This window comes from Arthrobacter sp. T2-23, from assembly GCF_055398325.1.
In genome coordinates this window covers 3,426,142-3,443,493 of sequence record NZ_AP027917.1, presented here as the reverse complement: position 1 = coordinate 3,443,493, position 17,352 = coordinate 3,426,142, and the positions used below count along the sequence as shown (strand labels likewise).

Annotated in this window: 17 protein-coding genes and 1 tRNA gene; 10 read left to right on the top strand and 8 right to left on the bottom strand. The window is 67.1% G+C overall.

From position 1 onward, the window contains the following. Positions 1–16: 16 nt before the first annotated feature. Positions 17–781, top strand: coding sequence for a YaaA family protein (locus ACZ5Z0_RS16090; protein WP_464109275.1), 765 nt, complete (start codon positions 17–19; stop codon positions 779–781). 57 nt (positions 782–838) lie between these two features. Here the strand turns inward: ACZ5Z0_RS16090 and ACZ5Z0_RS16085 are convergent, their stop codons facing one another. Further along, complete coding sequence (locus ACZ5Z0_RS16085; RefSeq protein ID WP_138769048.1) at positions 839–1,576, bottom strand: zinc ribbon domain-containing protein; 738 nt, start codon at positions 1,574–1,576, stop codon at positions 839–841. Between the two features lie 124 nt (positions 1,577–1,700). Beyond that, the gene (locus ACZ5Z0_RS16080; RefSeq protein WP_464109274.1) at positions 1,701–2,624 is read right to left on the bottom strand and encodes a Nif3-like dinuclear metal center hexameric protein; all 924 of its coding nucleotides are present in this window, start codon (positions 2,622–2,624) and stop codon (positions 1,701–1,703) included. A gap of 154 nt (positions 2,625–2,778) precedes the next feature. Between ACZ5Z0_RS16080 and msrA the strand changes: the two genes are divergently transcribed. The 4 genes from msrA (at position 2,779) to ACZ5Z0_RS16060 (ending at position 5,422) form a co-directional block, all read left to right on the top strand. Beyond that, positions 2,779–3,303 (top strand): peptide-methionine (S)-S-oxide reductase MsrA, encoded by a 525-nt coding sequence (gene msrA, locus ACZ5Z0_RS16075; RefSeq protein WP_138769046.1) that lies wholly within the window; start codon positions 2,779–2,781, stop codon positions 3,301–3,303. Between the two features lie 67 nt (positions 3,304–3,370). Next, positions 3,371–4,306 (top strand): cysteine synthase A, encoded by a 936-nt coding sequence (gene cysK / locus ACZ5Z0_RS16070; RefSeq protein WP_464109273.1) that lies wholly within the window; start codon positions 3,371–3,373, stop codon positions 4,304–4,306. Positions 4,307–4,342: 36 nt separating this feature from the next. Beyond that, a complete protein-coding gene (epsC, locus tag ACZ5Z0_RS16065) occupies positions 4,343–4,927 on the top strand; it encodes a serine O-acetyltransferase EpsC (protein WP_138769044.1) in 585 nt (194 codons plus the stop codon). Positions 4,928–5,185: 258 nt separating this feature from the next. Next, positions 5,186–5,422, top strand: coding sequence for a hypothetical protein (locus ACZ5Z0_RS16060; protein ID WP_464109272.1), 237 nt, complete (start codon positions 5,186–5,188; stop codon positions 5,420–5,422). Positions 5,423–5,509: 87 nt separating this feature from the next. Here ACZ5Z0_RS16060 and gndA read toward each other — a convergent pair whose 3' ends face one another. Next, entirely contained in the window at positions 5,510–6,946 is a 1,437-nt protein-coding gene (gndA, locus tag ACZ5Z0_RS16055; protein WP_464109271.1) for an NADP-dependent phosphogluconate dehydrogenase, read from the bottom strand. Positions 6,947–7,173: 227 nt separating this feature from the next. Between gndA and ACZ5Z0_RS16050 the strand changes: the two genes are divergently transcribed. After that, the gene (locus ACZ5Z0_RS16050; RefSeq protein ID WP_464109270.1) at positions 7,174–7,902 is read left to right on the top strand and encodes a FadR/GntR family transcriptional regulator; all 729 of its coding nucleotides are present in this window, start codon (positions 7,174–7,176) and stop codon (positions 7,900–7,902) included. 242 nt (positions 7,903–8,144) lie between these two features. Here ACZ5Z0_RS16050 and ACZ5Z0_RS16045 read toward each other — a convergent pair whose 3' ends face one another. The 5 genes from ACZ5Z0_RS16045 to ACZ5Z0_RS16025 all read right to left on the bottom strand — a co-directional run bounded on the left by ACZ5Z0_RS16045 (position 8,145) and on the right by ACZ5Z0_RS16025 (position 10,595). Further along, the gene (locus ACZ5Z0_RS16045) at positions 8,145–8,435 is read right to left on the bottom strand and encodes a hypothetical protein (protein ID WP_464109269.1); all 291 of its coding nucleotides are present in this window, start codon (positions 8,433–8,435) and stop codon (positions 8,145–8,147) included. A 115-nt stretch (positions 8,436–8,550) separates the two neighbouring features. Beyond that, positions 8,551–8,626 (bottom strand) — tRNA-Val (locus ACZ5Z0_RS16040). Between the two features lie 102 nt (positions 8,627–8,728). Further along, positions 8,729–9,649 (bottom strand): NAD-dependent protein deacetylase, encoded by a 921-nt coding sequence (locus ACZ5Z0_RS16035; RefSeq protein ID WP_464109268.1) that lies wholly within the window; start codon positions 9,647–9,649, stop codon positions 8,729–8,731. Positions 9,650–9,666: 17 nt separating this feature from the next. Beyond that, positions 9,667–10,179: a peroxiredoxin gene (locus ACZ5Z0_RS16030; protein WP_464109267.1), complete on the bottom strand. Its 513-nt coding sequence runs from the start codon at positions 10,177–10,179 to the stop codon at positions 9,667–9,669. Next, entirely contained in the window at positions 10,176–10,595 is a 420-nt protein-coding gene (locus ACZ5Z0_RS16025) for a DUF3052 domain-containing protein (RefSeq protein ID WP_138769038.1), read from the bottom strand. Before ACZ5Z0_RS16025 ends, ACZ5Z0_RS16030 begins: the two co-directional genes overlap by 4 nt. A 462-nt stretch (positions 10,596–11,057) precedes the next feature. On the opposite strand from ACZ5Z0_RS16025, the gene aceE reads away from it, so the two are divergent. The 4 genes from aceE (at position 11,058) to ACZ5Z0_RS16005 (ending at position 17,300) form a co-directional block, all read left to right on the top strand. Then, positions 11,058–13,826, top strand: coding sequence for a pyruvate dehydrogenase (acetyl-transferring), homodimeric type (gene aceE, locus ACZ5Z0_RS16020; protein ID WP_464109266.1), 2,769 nt, complete (start codon positions 11,058–11,060; stop codon positions 13,824–13,826). A 153-nt stretch (positions 13,827–13,979) separates the two neighbouring features. Next, positions 13,980–15,224 carry a PucR family transcriptional regulator gene (locus ACZ5Z0_RS16015; protein ID WP_464109265.1) on the top strand — a complete coding sequence of 415 codons (1,245 nt, stop codon included), beginning with the start codon at positions 13,980–13,982 and terminating at the stop codon, positions 15,222–15,224. An 88-nt stretch (positions 15,225–15,312) separates the two neighbouring features. Then, positions 15,313–16,242, top strand: a complete 930-nt coding sequence (locus ACZ5Z0_RS16010) for an ACP S-malonyltransferase (RefSeq protein ID WP_464109264.1) — start codon at positions 15,313–15,315, stop codon at positions 16,240–16,242. Then, positions 16,239–17,300: a beta-ketoacyl-ACP synthase III gene (locus ACZ5Z0_RS16005; RefSeq protein ID WP_464109263.1), complete on the top strand. Its 1,062-nt coding sequence runs from the start codon at positions 16,239–16,241 to the stop codon at positions 17,298–17,300. The genes ACZ5Z0_RS16010 and ACZ5Z0_RS16005 overlap by 4 nt, the downstream gene beginning before the upstream one ends. Positions 17,301–17,352 lie beyond the last annotated feature (52 nt).

Here is a 17,352-nt window from a genome sequence, read left to right as displayed (position 1 = left end):
CCGGTAGGATCGTACGGTGCTGATTCTGCTGCCGCCCTCCGAAGGCAAGACCCCTGCAACCCGCGGCGACGCCGTCGACCCGGCCTCGCTCAGCTTTCCCGGGCTGAACAGCTACCGCGCGAAGGTGCTCGAGGCACTCGGCACCGTCAGCGCCCATGAGGACGCTTTGACCCTGCTGGGCGTCGGCGCCTCGCTGACCGCCGACGTCGAACGCAACACGCGGCTGCATGCCGAGCCCGCCGCCCCCGCCCACCGGGTGTACTCCGGAGTGCTGTACGACGCCCTGGGCTACCGATCGCTGACGCCCGTCCAGCGGAAGAAGGCGGACGAGTCCGTGCTGGTGATTTCCGCGCTCTGGGGCGCCATCCGTTTCGCGGACCGGGTGCCCGCGTACCGGCTCTCGATGGGCACGGCACTGCCCGACGTCGGGCGGCTGGCCTCCTTCTGGAAGCCGCAGCTGACGGACGCCCTCGCCGCCACGACGGCTGGGGAATTGCTGGTCGATTGCCGCTCCAGCACCTACGCCGCGGCCTGGGCTCCCCCGCCGGAACAGACTGTGGCCGTCAACGTCTTCAGCGAGGTCAACGGCGTGCGCAAGGTGGTCAGCCACTTCGCCAAACACACCCGCGGGGAGCTGGCGCGGCACCTACTCAGCCGCCGCGGCAAAGCCCCGCAGACGCCGGCGCAGCTGAAGCAGGCCGCTGCCGAGAAGTGGTCAGCGGAGCTCATCGAGGGCACGGCCCGGAAGCCGCACACCCTCAACCTCATCCTGCCCAACTAGCTCGCATTAGTTGTCGTATTGAGGGTTCAAACGACAACAAGTGCGACTCAGTTGGGGTTAGGCCCACTCGGCGGAGCGGACAAGGATGCAGCCGGAGTCGGGGCAAAACACGATGTCGTCCTCGGCGGCGGCCTTGATCTCGGCGAGGTCGCCGGGGCTCAGTTGCATGCCGGAACCTTCGGACGTGCCATGGAAGAGCCGGGCCGCGCCCACGCCCCGTTTGGCGAGTGTCTTCTCGTAGACGGCGAGCATTCCCGCATCCAGTCCGTCGGCGAATTCTGCGCGCTGGCCGCGCACCACGGTCAGCTCGGCGCCCACTTCGGCCAGCTGCTCGTCCAGTTCAGCGCGGATGGCGCCGAAGGAGCCCTGGATGTCATCAACGATCTGCTGCTGCGTGGCCTGGCGCAGGCGCAGCGCGTCCAGCCGTTCCAGGACCTCGAGTTCGACGTCCTCCAGATCCGAACGGCGCTTGTTCAGGGACGCGATGTCACGCTGGAGGGCCACCAGGTCCTTGGACAGGCCGGTGCCGCTGTTGAGTTTGGCCTCGTCGCGCTCGATCCGGGAGGCGACCTGTTCGACGTCGGCCTCGGCGCGCTTGAGCTCGAGTTCGGCGTCGTGCACTGCCACCTTCGCGGCCCCGAGCTCGCCGTTAGCCACGCTGAGGGCGGCCTCAAGGTCGGTGATCCTGGAGTCGCTTTCGAGGCTGCGCCGGCGGTTGGACAGGGACTTGATCCTGGCGTCGAGTCCCTGCAATTCGAGCAACTTCAACTGTTCCGCCGGTGCTGCCTTGGCCACTATTTCCTCCGCTTGTTCACTTGCCGGCCGGAGCCGGGCACCGTACCGGCGCTCCCTAGACTCTAGCGCCCAGCGTGCTCCCCGGCCTCGCTACACTCACCCCGGGCCCCTCGCACGCCAGGGCTTAGCCCGGAGTCAGAATGAAGTCCCACGGGTCGCTGTTAGTGGTGCTGACCCGGATCTCGATGTCGTGGCCCTGGTCGGTCAGCACGTTCCCTAGGGCGTCGGCGGCCGCCGGCAGCCAAAGCCACTCGCTGGCGAAGTGCGAGACGTCGATCAGGTAGGGCCTGTCGTTGACGGCGGCCTCGCGGGCCTCCGACGCCGGATGGTGGCGCAGGTCCGCAGTCAGGTAGACGTCGGCATTGCTCGCCCGGACCTCATTGAGCAGCGAATCGCCGGCGCCGCCGCACAAGGCCACCCGGCGGACAAGTCCGTCCCGGTCGCCGGAGACACGGACGCCGCCTGCGACGGAGGGCAGGATGCCAAAGACCCGTGCGGCGAAGTCCCCCAGCGTCTGGACCTCGGCAAGGTCGCCGACCCGGCCGATCCCCTCTTCGGGCAGGCCGTTTGCGGCCGGAGTCAGCGGCACCACGTCCTGCAGCCCCAGCGCGTCGGCCAGCACATCGGAGACGCCCCCGACCGCGGAGTCGCCGTTGGTGTGGACGGTCAGCAGGGCGGTCCCGGACTCAATCAGCCGGTGCACGGCCTTGCCCTTGGGGGTGTTGGCCGCCACCGAGGTGACGCCCTTCAGCAGCAGCGGGTGGTGAGTGATGAGCAGTTCGGCACCCCAGGCGACGGCTTCCTCAATGACTTCGAGGGTGGGGTCCACGGCGAAGAGAATCCGGCTCACCTCTGCGGAGGGGTGTCCGGCCACGAGACCCACCTCGTCCCAGTCCTCCGCCAGCGATTCGGGCCAGAGCTCCTCGACGGCCAGCTGGATCATGCCCAGCGTGGCGGCCTCGCCGGTACTTGCGGCTTCGGCGGGCTGCGCTTCGGCGGGCTGCGCTTCGGCGGGCTGCGCTGAAACGTCGGTGTTCTCAGGTTCCATACCCTCATTTTTACCCTATCGACCGGGCCGGCCGCCCTGCCGATAGCCCCGGACACGTCCCGCGTGCTGACCCGAAGCCCGCAGAATGCTCGTGGAATTCTCCCGAAGCGCCGCGTTCGGGAATGATCCTGGCGTCCCGTCCATTGAACAGGACATGAGAACTTTCGTGCTCGGCGGGGGCTGCTTCTGGTGCCTCGACGCCGTTTACCAGAAGACCAAGGGTGTCAGCTCGGTCATTTCCGGCTACACCGGGGGCCATGACCACAACCCCGATTACTACTCCGTCTGCTCCGGAACCACCGGGCACGCCGAGGTGGTGGCGGTGACTTTCGACGAGGACGTGATCCCGGCCGAGGTCATCCTCGACATGTTCTTCGCACTGCACGATCCCACGACGCTCAACCGGCAGGGCTACGACGTCGGCACCCAGTACCGTTCGTCGATGTTCTACGAGACCACCGAGGAAAAGATCCTGTTCGAGGAGGCGATTGAACGGAACCAGGAGCTGTGGGCGGACCCGATCGTCACCGAGGTGAGCCGGCTGCCCCGCTTCCACGTGGCCGAGGATTTCCACCAGGACTATTACGCGAAATATCCCGAGCAGGGCTACTGCCAGGTCATCATCAACCCGAAGCTGGCGAAGGCCAGGAAATATTACTCTGCATGGCTTAATGCTTAGCTAGGGCCAAAGCGCCATCGTTAGGCTGACCTTAGAATTCCCTCTTCACAGATAGGCACATATACCCATGGCACGGATCTATGACGATGTTACCCAGCTGGTCGGCGGCACCCCGCTGGTCCGCCTCAACCGGCTGAGCGAAGGCCTTGACGCCACGGTGGCAGTCAAGCTGGAGTTCTACAACCCGGCCAACAGCGTCAAGGACCGGATCGGTGTCGCCATCATCGACGCCGCGGAGAAGTCCGGCGCGCTGAAGCCCGGCGGAACCATCGTCGAGGGCACCTCGGGCAACACCGGCATCGCCCTGGCCATGGTCGGTGCCGCCCGCGGCTACAAGGTCATCCTCACCATGCCGGAGACCATGTCCACGGAACGCCGCGTCATGCTCCGTGCCTACGGTGCCGAAATCGTGCTGACCCCCGGTTCGGAGGGCATGCGCGGAGCCGTGGAGAAGGCCCAGGAGATCGTCGCCAACACGGAGAACTCCATCTGGGCCCAGCAGTTCGCCAACGAGGCCAACCCCGAGGTCCACCGCCGGACCACGGCCGAGGAAATCTGGTCGGACACGGACGGCAAGGTGGACATTTTCGTCGCCGGCGTCGGCACCGGCGGAACCGTCACCGGCGTCGGACAGGTGCTCAAGGAGCGCAAGCCGGGCGTGCAGATCGTCGCCGTCGAGCCCAAGGACTCCGCCATCCTCAACGGCGGCGCAGCCGGTCCGCACAAGATCCAGGGCCTGGGCGCCAACTTCGTCCCGGAAATCCTGGACACCAACGTTTACGACGAGGTCCTCGACGCCACCTTGGAGGACTCGGTCCGCGTGGCACGGGACCTCGGCGTCAAGGAAGGCATCCTTGGCGGCATCTCCTCCGGCGCGATCGTCTGGGCTGCCCTCGAGCTAGCCAAGCGTCCGGAGAACGCCGGTAAGCTGATTGTTGCCGTTGTCTGCGACTTCGGGGAGCGCTACATCTCCACCGTGCTGTACGACGACATTCGCGGCTGATTCCAGCCTTGACCAAGATTTCGTAGAAAGGTCTTTGTGAGCTTCTTCGCAAGACTGAAGGAAGACCTCGACGCCGCCCGGTCCCACGACCCGGCGGCGCGGGGTTCTTTCGAAAACTTCTTTGCCTACTCCGGCCTGCATGCGATTTGGGCCCACCGCCTGACGCACCGGCTGTGGCAGAACCCCTCGCTGCGCTTCCCGGCGCGGCTGATCTCCCAGCTGGCCCGCTTCCTGACCGGCATTGAGATCCACCCGGGCGCCACCATCGGACGCCGCTTCTTCATCGACCACGGCATGGGGGTCGTCATCGGCGAGACCGCCGAGATCGGCGAGGACGTGATGATCTACCACGGCGTCACCCTCGGCGGCCGCTCGCTTGCCAAAATCAAGCGGCACCCCACCATCGAGGACCGCGTCGTCATCGGCGCCGGCGCCAAGGTCCTGGGCCCCATCACGATCGGCCGGGACAGCGCCATCGGCGCCAACGCCGTCGTGGTCAAAGACGCACCGGCCGAGTCCATCCTGACCGGCGTGCCGGCCACCTGGCGGCACCGCGACGCCCAGCGCGAGACCAAACCTGCCGTCGACCCGGCCGAGTACCTGATCGAATACCGGATCTAAGGAACCTGCGGCGCCCCGGCTCCGCTCTTCAAGCATATCCACCGCCCAGTGGGGTCACCCGATGTGCGGACCTGCCTCGGTGCGCCGCCTCGTATCCGCCGAGTCCACGTCGCGCCTCTCGGGCCTCGGCTGCGCGTCGCTCGTACCGTCGAGCTAACCGCGCGGCCGTCCATCGGCGCAGAACGACGGGTCCCGTGGGTCCGAGATGCCCACGTCCTTCTGGTCGACGGCGGCGACGCGAGCTACCTGAACCACTGAATGCGCGAGTCAGGGCTGGCCGAGCTGCTATTTTCGTTGCCCGAGACGGTGTTGGTGGGAGTGAGCGCCGGCAGCATGGTGATGACGCCCCGGATCGGCGCGTACTTCGTCGGATGGCCGTCCGCGCCGGACGAAATCGGCGCCCCGGCTTACGCTATTGACGAACAGACTGCCATCAGCGTTGTCGACGGCTCCGTCGAGGTGGTCTCCGAAGGACGATGGACGGAGTTCGGGTGACAGCCGGGCGGTGCGGCCGGAAACGCCGGCGGCCGGCGCCCCCGCAGCAGCGGGGAGCGCCGGCCGCCGGGCCGGAAACCGTGTGGACTAGTGCGTGTCCACTGCCGCGATCTCGGACTTGTCCTCGCCCCACAGGGTGTGGAAGGTGCCGTCGGTGTCGACGCGGCCGTAGGTGTGCGCACCGAAGAGGTCACGCTGGCCCTGGATCACGGCGGCCGGAAGGCGCTTACGGCGCAGGCCGTCGTAGTAGGCCAGCGAGGAGGAGAACACCGGTACCGGGATGCCTAGCTGCACGGCGGTGGCCACCACGCGGCGCCAGGCCGGGAGGACCTCGGCGATCGCCTTTGTGAATGCCGGCGCGAACAGCAGGTTGGCCGGCTTCTCCGCCGCGGCGTAGGCCTTGGTGATTTCCTTGAGCAGCTCGGCGCGGATGATGCAGCCGCCGCGCCACAGCGAGGCGATCTCGTCCAGCTTGAGGTCCCAGCCGTATTCCTTGGCGGCAGAGGTGAGCATGTCCAGCCCCTGGGCGTAGGAGACCAGCTTGGAGGCGTACAGCGCCTGCCGGACGTCCTCGACAAAGGTCCCGGGGACCTCGACGGCGGCCTCGCCGCCGGCGAGCAGTTCCTGGGCCAGCTTGCGCTGTTCCGCCTGCGAGGACAAGGCGCGGGCGAAGACCGATTCGGCGATGCCCGAGACCGGGGAGCCCAGCTCGAGCGCGGAGATGACCGTCCAGCGGCCGGTCCCCTTCTGTCCGGCGGCGTCGACGACGACGTCGACGAACGGCTTGCCGGTCTTGGCGTCGACGTGGCCGAGGACCTCGGCGGAGATTTCGATCAGGAAGGAGGCAAGTTCGCCCTTGTTCCATTCTTCGAAGATTTTGGCCTGCTCTGCCGGTTCGATGCCGGCGCCGGAACGCAGCAAGTCGAATGCCTCGCCGATGACCTGCATGTCGGCGTATTCGATGCCGTTGTGCACCATCTTGACGAAGTGGCCGGCGCCGTCGGTGCCGATCCAGGCGCAGCAGGGCCGGCCGTCGACGTGGGCGGCGATCTTCTCCAGCAGCGGGCCGAGGGCCTCGTAGGACTCCTTGGAGCCGCCGGGCATGATCGAGGGCCCGTTGAGCGCGCCTTCCTCGCCGCCGGAGACGCCGATGCCGACAAAGTGGAGGTCGTTCTTCGCGAGGGCGGCTTCGCGGCGGCGGGTGTCCTCGTAGTGCGAGTTGCCGGCGTCAATGATGATGTCGCCGGGTTCCAGCAGCGGCTCGAGCTGCTCGATCACGGAGTCAACCGGCTTGCCGGCCTTGACCATGATCAGCACGCGGCGCGGCTTTTCCAGCGAGTCAACGAGTTCCTGCAGCGTTTCGGTGCGGACGAAGTCGCCGTCCTGGCCGTGCTTTTCCAGGAGCGCGTCGGTCTTCTCCACGGACCGGTTGTGCAGGGCAACGGTGAAGCCGTTACGGGCCAGGTTCCGGGCCAGGTTGGCCCCCATCACCGCGAGGCCGGTGACACCGATGTGTGCTGACATCAAAACTCCAATTCATTCTGTGCATCGAGTGCAGTTCGTCCCGCACATGCTGCGGAACACGCTTCCTAGGACCAGTGGCTGTCAATAAATCATATGTATTTCCGCGGACCGCATGAAAGCAGTGCCCACGGGGCGGTATACGGCGCGTCACAAATAGTCTATGTTTTTCCGCGGCCACAGTGCTTGCGGCCGCCGGCAATGAGGCCCGCGCCACTATGCTTACGTTTATGTCAACCAGCCTCCATCACCGCGCCATCGAGCATCTGGGGGCCCGGATTGTCGCCGGCGAACTTCCCGCCGGACACGTCATGTTGGCCGAGCACCTCGAGGACGAATTGAAGGTCTCCCGTTCGGTGGTCCGCGAGGCCGTACGTGTGCTTCAGTCCCTGGGCCTGGTCGAGACCATCAAACGCGTCGGCATCCGGGTGCTTCCGGCCAGCCGCTGGAACCCGTTCGATCCGCTCGTGATCCGCTGGCGCCTGGCCGGCGAGGGACGCGGCGCCCAACTGCGTTCACTGGCGGAGCTGCGCACCGCCGTCGAACCGGTTGCCGCCGAACTGGCTGCCATCAACGCCCCGGACGAGTTGCGCAGCGAACTGGTAGAGATTTCGCACGCGATGCGCGAGGCCGGCGTGGCCGGCGACGTGCCCCGGTTCCTGGATCTGGACATCCGCTTCCACTCCCTGCTGTTGACCGGCTCCGGCAACGAGATGTTCGCCAACATGGTGGGCCAGGTGGCCGAGACCTTGACCGGCCGAACCGTACACGGCCTGATGCCGGACCACCCGCGGACCTCCGCGCTGCAGTGGCATGTGGACGTGGCCGAGGCGATCGCGGCCGGCGACGGGCCGGCCGCCCGCGAGGCCTCGGACAAGATCATGCGCGAAACTATCGCGGATATGGAGCCGAGCTGGCGGGACCAACCGCGCGTGTTCGTCCCGGTCCAGCCTCGTTAGGCCCGGACCGTCAGAGCGGGACCGGCAGAGCGGGACGAGCAGTGCAGGATGTCGCCGGAATCAGTCAGTTCTGTGGCGCAATTCAACCGCTACGCGTTTCACATTTGGCCGCATCCACGGTATATTTTTTACAAGCCTTCCACCGCGGCATCCCCCAATAGTCGCGGTGGAAGGCTTTTCCATTGCCAGAAGGCTTTCCCATTGCCTGCAGGCCCTTCCATTTTTGGGCCCGGCGTCGCCGGTCAGGCGGCGTCCGCCACTGCCTCCCGGAGCCTCCAGCCCCCGCCAAGGCCGTCCCGGATGATTTCCATCGTGGTCAGCGTCGAGCCGCCGTTCCGGCCGAGCCTCGCCTGGACCTGCCACACCTCGACATCGACCCGGCTCAGGCCTTTCGGCATCCGGCGCTCGGCCTCCCACCAGCTCACCCGTTCGAACCAGCGCACCGGCTCGGCGCCCACCAGCCATTCGCGGCCGCCGCGGACCACCGCCTGGGGGCGACCGTCGGGGCCGGATTTCACAATCACATGTTCCATACCAGTGACCGTACGGGTGGGCACCGACATTTTGGCTGCGACGGGGACCGAGGCCAGTGCGACGCAGAAAACCCCGCCGAGGCCGGCCTACTGGCCTGCTGCGACGGGGTTTTCCTGGTGGGTCCTACCGGGATCGAACCGATGACATCCACGGTGTAAACGTGGCGCTCTACCAGCTGAGCTAAAGACCCAAGGCGCTGTTTCCACACTTCTATGCGTCAACCAACGAACAATGACTCTACCGGAACTGGCCCGGGAAACGCCAATCGGCGGCGCGCCCGCGGCGGCCGGCATCAGAGGGCCGGAAGTTCCTCCGCCAGCCACGTCAAGGCCTCGCTGACGCCGGCTTCCAGCTTGATGGTGGCCAGGTCATCGCCGCGGGTCTGGCCACGGTTGACGATCACCACAGCCTTGCCCTGCTTGGCCGCGTGCCGGACGAACCGCAGCCCGCTCATGACGGTCAGGGACGAGCCAGCCACCAGCAGCGCACCGGCCCCGTCCACCATGGCGTACGAGCGTTCCACCCGGTCCTTGGGGACGTTCTCGCCGAAGTAGACGAAGTCCGGTTTCAGCGTCCCGCCGCACGCCGGGCAGTTGGCCACCACAAACCCGGCGATCAGCTCCGCGTCCTCCACGGTGGCGTCGGCGTCGGGCGCCATCTCCACGACCCCGGCGGCGAGGGCCTCGGCGAGGAAGCCGGGGTTGAGTTCCTCCAGCACGCCGGCCAGCAACGAACGGCTATAGCGTCGCTGGCAGCCCAGGCAGGCCACCCGGTCGAAGCGGCCGTGCAGGTCCACCACGTTGACACTGCCGGCGTCCTCATGCAGCCGGTCCACATTCTGCGTGATCAGGCCGGTGAGGAGCCCGCGGTGTTCCAGCCGGGCGGCCGCGGCGTGGCCGGCGTTGGGGTCGGCCCGGCGCAGATGCGACCAGCCAATGTGGTTCCGCGCCCAGTAGCGGCGGCGGTTCTCGGCGGCACCAATGAACTCCTGGTAGGTCATCGGCGCCCGGGGAGCCGCCCCGGGACCCCGGTAGTCCGGGATGCCGGAGTCCGTGCTCAAGCCCGCGCCGGTGAGCAGCGCGAACCGCTGTCCCGCGAGGACGCCATGGATTTCCTTCAGGACCTCCAGTTCGCTGCGCGCGGGCTCGGTGGCGGAAACCGGCGGCAGGCTGGCGAAACCAGTCATGCCGACCCCCGGCCGCCGCTGCCTCATCGTGCCTGTCCCCGCCGTCAGTTCCCGGTCAGTCCTGCCAGGGCCTTCCGGTACTCGGCGAAGTCCCGGGCCTGACCGCGCGGGTTCACCACGACGTAGCGCACAATGCCGTCGGCGTCGATGATGAACGTCCCGCGCTTGGCCATGCCGCTCTCCGGGTCAAAGACGCCGTACTGCTCCGCCACGGCGCCGTGCGGCCAGAAGTCCGCGAGCAGGTCGAAGGTGTAGCCTTCCCGCTCCGCGTAGGCGCGCTGGGCAAACTTGCTGTCCACCGACAGGCCGAGCACGACGGCGTCGGCGTCTTCGAAGAGCGCAAGGTTGTCCCTGATTTCACAGAGTTCGCCCGTGCAGATGCCGGAGAAGGCAAAGGGAAAGAACACCAGGACCACCGCGCGTCCGCGCAGTTCGGAAAGCCGAACCGGTTCGCCGAACTGGTTTACCAGCTCAAAGTCAGGGGCGGGCACGCCCACAGCCGGCACGGCTGTCACGGCCGTGGCTGGAGCCGACGTTACGGGGGCGGGTTGGGTCACTTGTTCTTCCGCGTGACCAGGCGGGTGGCGCTCCAGTCCTTGGAGACGCCGGCCGAGGTGGTGTAGTGCAGCCCTGCGGTAGGGGCTGCGTCCTGGATGTCCGCCGGCGAGACGTAGCCCACCCGGCCTGACTTGGGCGTCAGCACCCAGACCACGCCACCCTCGGTGAGGGTGGTCCGCGAGCCAACCAGCGTGTCAACGAGATCGCCGTCGTCGGACCGCCACCAGAGGATCACGGCGTCCACGACTTCGTGGTCGTCCTCGTCGACGAGTTCCGAACCGGTGAGGTCCTCGATGTCGTCACGCAAGTCGAAGTCGACGTCGTCGTCATAACCGAATTCCTGAATCAGGTCTCCGTTTTTGAAACCCAATTTTTCCGCCACATTCACCGAAGTGGCGGCGTCGGCCTCGCTCACGTGTTGCTCCTATGCTGTTTGTTCGTTTGCTGGTTATAAGTACACGGATACTGCCTGGTGAGTCCAGTGGTGCTAGTGATTTCCATTACTACAAGCCAACACCCTTTGGGCCTTTGCTTCAAGCTGCGGGGGCCGCGATCCGCCATATTCTGCGTCACACCGGCCGTTCCGGGGGCCTTGGGGAGGCTCCACGTCACAGAACCAGTATGCCCGTGAAATACGACGGCGGCCCCATGGGACAGCTACGCATCGGCGGACGCACACGGCTAGAGTGGCTGATGACGACCATGCCTGCGCGGGTGACTGCCCGCTTTTACCAGCAGGCATGGTTGTGATTGGACCTAGCCCGGCGTACAGGACCGGGCTGTTGTTACCGATATGTCGCACACGTCGCGTTCACGCCAGGCAGTTACCCTGCCGGAGCTGAGGGTGCCGGTGAATGCGCTCAAAGAGAGGTTGGACGTGGCTGCAGGAGAAGATACCTCCCATATCCTCAGCGGGTTGACTAACCAGCTGCCTGATCGTGATCCGGAAGAGACCGCCGAATGGCTGGAGTCCCTGGACACACTGATTCAGGAACAGGGCACCGAGCGTGCCCAGTACATCATGCGGAGCCTGCTCCAGCGGGCTGGCGCACAGAGCGTGGGCGTGCCGATGGTGACCACCACGGACTACGTCAACACCATCCCGGTGGACCAGGAAGCCCCGTTCCCCGGCGATGAGGAGATCGAACGCAAGTACCGCGCCTGGCTGCGCTGGAACGCCGCCGTTATGGTGCACCGCTCCCAGCGCCCCGAAATCGGCGTCGGCGGGCACATCTCTACCTACGCCGGCGCGGCGACCCTCTACGAGGTCGGCTTCAACCACTTCTTCCGCGGCAAGGACCACCCCGGCGGCGGAGACCAGATCTTCTTCCAGGGCCACGCCTCCCCCGGCATGTACGCCCGCGCCTTCATGGAAGGCCGGCTGACCGAGGAAGACCTGGACGGCTTCCGCCAGGAGAAGTCCAAGGAGGGCCACGCGCTTTCCAGCTACCCGCACCCGCGCCTCATGCCGGAGTTCTGGGAATTCCCCACCGTGTCGATGGGCATCGGCCCGATGAACGCCATCTACCAGGCGCAGTCGAACCGCTACCTGCACAACCGCGGCATCAAGGACACCTCCGACCAGCAGGTCTGGGCGTTCCTAGGCGACGGCGAAATGGATGAGCCGGAATCCCGCGGCCTGCTCCAGCTCGCCGCGAACGACAAGCTGGACAACCTCAACTTCGTCATCAACTGCAACCTGCAGCGCCTCGACGGCCCGGTCCGCGGCAACGGCAAGATTATGCAGGAACTCGAGGCGTTCTTCCGCGGCGCCGGCTGGAACGTCATCAAGGTCGTCTGGGGCCGCGAGTGGGACAACCTGCTCGCCAAGGACGAAGACGGCTCTCTCGTGAAGATCATGAACGAGACGGTCGACGGGGACTACCAGACGTACAAGGCCGAATCCGGCGGGTTCGTACGCGAGCACTTCTTCGGCAAGACCCCGCAGACCAAGGACATGGTCGCGGACATGACCGACCAGGAAATCTGGAACCTCAAGCGCGGCGGCCACGACTACAACAAGGTCTACGCCGCGTACAAGGCCGCCACGGAGTTCAAGGGCAAGCCGACGGTCATCCTGGCCCACACGGTCAAGGGCTACGGCCTGGGCACCCACTTCGAGGGCCGCAACGCGACCCACCAGATGAAGAAGCTCACGCTGGCCGACTTGAAGGCTTTCCGCGACCACCTGCGCATCCCGATCACGGACGAGCAGCTCGAAGCCGACCCCTACCAGCCGCCGTACTACCACCCCGGCGCCGACGCCCCGGAAATCCAGTACCTGATGGATCGCCGCCGCGCCCTCGGCGGGTTCGTCCCGGAACGCCGCTCCAAGCACACCGACGTCACCCTGCCGGGCGACAAGGCGTACGAGGTCGCCAACCGCGGGTCCGGCAAGCAGCAGGCCGCCACCACCATGGCGTTCGTCCGGCTGCTCAAGGACCTGATGCGGGACAAGGAATTCGGCACCCGGATTGTGCCGATCATCCCCGATGAGGCACGCACCTTCGGCATGGACGCGTTCTTCCCGACGGCGAAGATCTACAACCCCAACGGCCAGAACTACCTGTCCGTGGACCGCGACCTGGTCCTCGCCTACAAGGAATCCATCGCCGGCCAGATCGTGCACGCCGGCATCAACGAGGCCGGTTCGGTTGCCGCCTTCACCGCCGCGGGCACTTCCTACGCCACGCACGGCGAGCCGCTGATCCCGATTTACGTCTTCTACTCGATGTTCGGTTTCCAGCGCACCGGCGACTCGTTCTGGGCCGCCGCCGACCAGATGACCCGCGGGTTCATCATCGGCGCCACCGCCGGACGGACCACTCTGACCGGCGAAGGCCTGCAGCACGCTGACGGCCACTCCCCGATCCTTGCCTCGACCAACCCGGCCGTTGTCACCTACGACCCGGCCTACGGTTACGAGATCGGCGTCATCATGCGCGACGGACTCAACCGGATGTACGGCCCGGGCGAAGCCGGGAAAGAAATTGCTGACAACGACCCGTCGCGGAACGTGATGTACTACATCACGGTCTACAACGAGCCGATCGTCCAGCCGCCGGCGCCGGCGGAGCTCGACACCGAGGGCATCATCAAGGGCATCTACCTGCTGGCACCGGCCAAGATCGACGGCCCGCGCACGCAGATCCTCGCCTCCGGCGTGTCCGTGCCGTGGGCCCTCGAGGCACAGCGGCTCCTTGCCGAGGACTGGGGCGTTTCCGCTGATGTCTGGTCCGTGACGTCCTGGACCGAACTGCGCCGTGATGCCATGGCCGCTGAGGAAGAAGCCTTCCTCAAACCGGGCCAGCCGGCACGCGTCCCGTTCGTCACCGAACAGCTCGCGGGAGCCACCGGACCGATCGTGGCGGTCTCGGACTACATGAAGGCTGTTCCGGACCAGATCCGGCAGTTCATCCCGAACGAGTTCGCCTCGCTCGGCGCCGACGGCTTCGGCTTCTCCGACACCCGCGCCGCAGCGCGCCGCTTCTTCAAGAACGACATCCACTCGATCGTGGTCCGTTCGCTGCAGATGCTGGCCCGCCGCGGCGAGGTCGACGCCCAGGCCCCGGCCCAGGCCATCGAGAAGTACCGCCTGCTCAACGTCAATGCCGGCACCACCGGCAACGCGGGCGGCGACTCCTAGGGCGAGTCGAACAGCGCCACTCGAACAGCGCCCGTCGGCGGTTCCCACCAGGTGGGGGCCGCCGTCGGGCGTTAACCACTGTGATGCAGCGCAAAGCCACTTGTAGCCTTTGCACAAATGGAGCTTGGACGGCTGGCGCCGTATGCTCGTTGCATGGCAGAGCCCACCACCACCCCCGCAAAACGCAAGCCGTCCGTGCGGGCCCTCACCCCGGAGAAGGCCGAGACGCTGAAAAAGCTCCGGTCCAGCGTGGGCCAGCTGTCCACCACGACCCTGCGCCAGCTGGAAGCCTCGCTGCCCTGGTACAGCCGGCTGAACTCCGACGAGCGGTCCGCACTGGGCATGGTCGCGCAGAACGGCATCGCCGCGTTCGTCACCTGGTTCGAGCGGCCCAGCTCCCCTTCGTGGATTCTCTCCGATGTCTTCGGCACCGCGCCGACCGAACTTACCCGATCGATCAGCCTGCAGAAGGCGCTGCAGCTGATCCGGATCGTTGTCGAGGTGGTCGAGGAACAGGTGCCGATCATCGCGCCGGAGGCCGACCAGGCCGCGCTGCGCGAAGCCGTGCTGCGCTATTCACGCGAGGTCGCCTTCGCCGCGGCGGATGTCTATGCCCGCGCCGCAGAGACCCGCGGCTCCTGGGACACCCGGCTGGAGGCACTCATTGTCGACGCCATCCTGCGCGGCGAAAACACGGACGCGCTGCGCTCCCGGATCGCCGCGCTGGGCTGGAAAGCCCAGGAACGCTTCACCGTCATGGTGGGAAATTCCCCGTCGGAACCGAGTGCCAGCTACGTCAGCGAACTCCGCCGCACCGCCGGCCGCTTCGCCGAGGACGCCCTCGTCGGCATCCAGGGCGACCGGCTGATCCTGATCCTCGGCGGCGTGCAGGACCGCGAAACGGCCTGCCAGAAACTTAGCGAACTCTTCGCTCCCGGACCGGTGGTCTACGGGGCCGAGGCCGGCTCGCTGCTGGAAGCCAGCAGCTCCGCCCAGTCCGCCTTCGCGGGCCTGACCGCGGCCCGGGCCTGGCCCTCCGCGCCTCGGCCCGTCGCCGCCGACGACCTCCTTCCGGAGCGGGTGATCTCCGGCGACGACGCCGCCCGGCGCTCCCTGGTCAAGAACATCTACCGGCCCCTGCTCGCCGCGTCCAACGGCCTTGTGGAGACCCTCGGGACCTACCTCGAACTCGGCCATTCGCTTGAGGCGACGGCCCGCGAACTCTTCGTCCACGCCAATACCGTCCGGTACCGGCTCAAGCGCGTCTGCGACGTCACCGGCTGGGATCCGCTGATCCCCCGGGAGGCTTTTGTGCTCCAGGCGGCGCTGGTGGTGGGCAGGCTTTCGACCCCGCCAAGGCCCGCCGCGGAGCGCCAGCCGGCCCGTAACAACTCCTGACCCGTTGTAGACTTCCTACAAACTGACCCAGTGAGCTTGGTGCATGAGAGTACCGATGAATCACGCGGCAATTTGGAAAGCTGGATACGTGCTTGCAATCGTTTGCCCTGGACAGGGCTCCCAGACCCCTGGTTTTCTAGCCCCTTGGCTGGAACTGCCTTCCGTCGCAGGCCAGCTGGCCTCCCTTAGCGAAATCGCAGGCATCGACCTCACCGCCCACGGAACCACCTCCGACGAGGAAACCATCAAGGACACTGCCGTCGCGCAGCCCCTGATTGTCGCCGCGGGCCTGGTGACCGCCAAGTCCCTCTTCGACGTCGAACTCGGCACCCTGCCCGTCATCCTGGCCGGCCACTCCGTCGGCGAGATCACCGCCGCGGCCCTGGCCGGCGTCCTGACCGACACCGAGGCCATGACCTTCGTCCGCGAACGCGCCAACGGCATGGCCGCGGCGGCCGCGGCCACCCCCACCGGCATGAGCGCCGTCGTCGGCGGTGACCCCGCCGAGGTGCTGGCCGCGATCGAGGCCTGCGGCCTCACGCCGGCCAACGTCAACGGCGCCGGCCAGACCGTCGCCGCCGGCACGCTGGAGCAGCTCAAGGCCCTCGCCGAGAATCCGCCGGCCAAGGCGCGCGTGATCCCGCTGAAGGTCGCCGGGGCGTTCCACACCTCGCACATGTCCCCCGCCGTCGCCGCGCTGCAGGCCCTCCGGCCCACGCTGCACCCGCGGAACCCGCAGGTCCCCCTGCTTTCCAACTTCGACGGCGCCGAGGTCACCGACGGCGGCGCCGCCGTCGACAGCCTGATCGCCCAGGTGTCGCGTCCGGTCCGCTGGGACCGCTGCATGGAGACCCTCGTGCACCGCGGCGTGACCGGCGTGATCGAACTGGCTCCGGCCGGGACGCTGGCCGGCTTGGCCAAGCGCGGCATGCCCGGCGTGAAGACCGTCACCGTCAAGACCCCGGATGACCTTTCCGCCGCCTTGGCCCTATTCGCAGAACTGGAGGGAGGGGAATGAGCGCTCCTACTTTGAAGCAGGCTCCCCTGCAGGAAAACACCCGGGTGATGGGCGTCGGCGCCTACCGGCCCAGCGTGATCGTCACCAACGAGGACGTCTGCCAGTGGATCGACTCCTCCGATGAGTGGATCCGACAGCGTACCGGCATCATCACCCGCCACCGGGCCCCCGCCGACGTCAGCGTGATCGACATGGCCGAAGGCGCCGCCCGCGAGGCCCTGCAGAAGGCCGGCATCGACGCCTCCGAGCTCGGCGCCGTCATCGTCTCCACCGTGACGCACCCGTACGCGACCCCCTCGGCCGCCGCCAGCCTGGCCGACCGCCTCGGAGCCACCCCGGCACCGGCGTTCGATATCTCCGCGGCCTGCGCGGGCTACTGCTACGGCATCGCCCAGGCCGACGCCCTGGTCCGCTCGGGCGCGGCCAAGTACGTGCTCGTGGTCGGCGCGGAGAAGCTCTCCGACGTCATCGACAACACCGAGCGCACCATCTCCTTCCTGCTCGGCGACGGCGCCGGCGCCGTCGTCATCGGCCCGTCCGACACCCCGGGCATCGGCCCGTCGGTCTGGGGCTCGGACGGCAGCAAGTGGGACGCCATCGGCATGACCCACTCGATGCTGGACATCCGCGACTTCGCCGCGGCAGGCAAGCGCGACCCCGCCCTCAGCGAGGGCGAGGCCGCCGTGACCGAAGCGGCCCTGTGGCCCACGCTGCGCCAGGACGGCCAGACGGTGTTCCGCTGGGCGGTCTGGGAAATGGCCAAGGTGGCCCAGCAGGCGCTCGACGCCGCCGGTATCCAGGCCGAGGACCTCGCGGCCTTCATCCCGCACCAAGCCAACATGCGGATCATCGATGAGATGGCCAAGAAGCTCAAGCTTCCGGAGACCGTCAAGGTCGCCCGGGATATCGCCGAAGCAGGCAACACCTCGGCAGCCTCCATCCCCCTGGCCACCCACCGATTGCTGCAGGAAAACCCTGAACTGAGCGGCGGGCTGGCCCTGCAGATCGGATTCGGAGCCGGACTGGTCTTCGGCGCCCAGGTGATTGTGCTTCCCTAGGCGGCCACCTCACTTCTCGAGCTGCTGGCATTCCCCGACAGCACGGATTCCC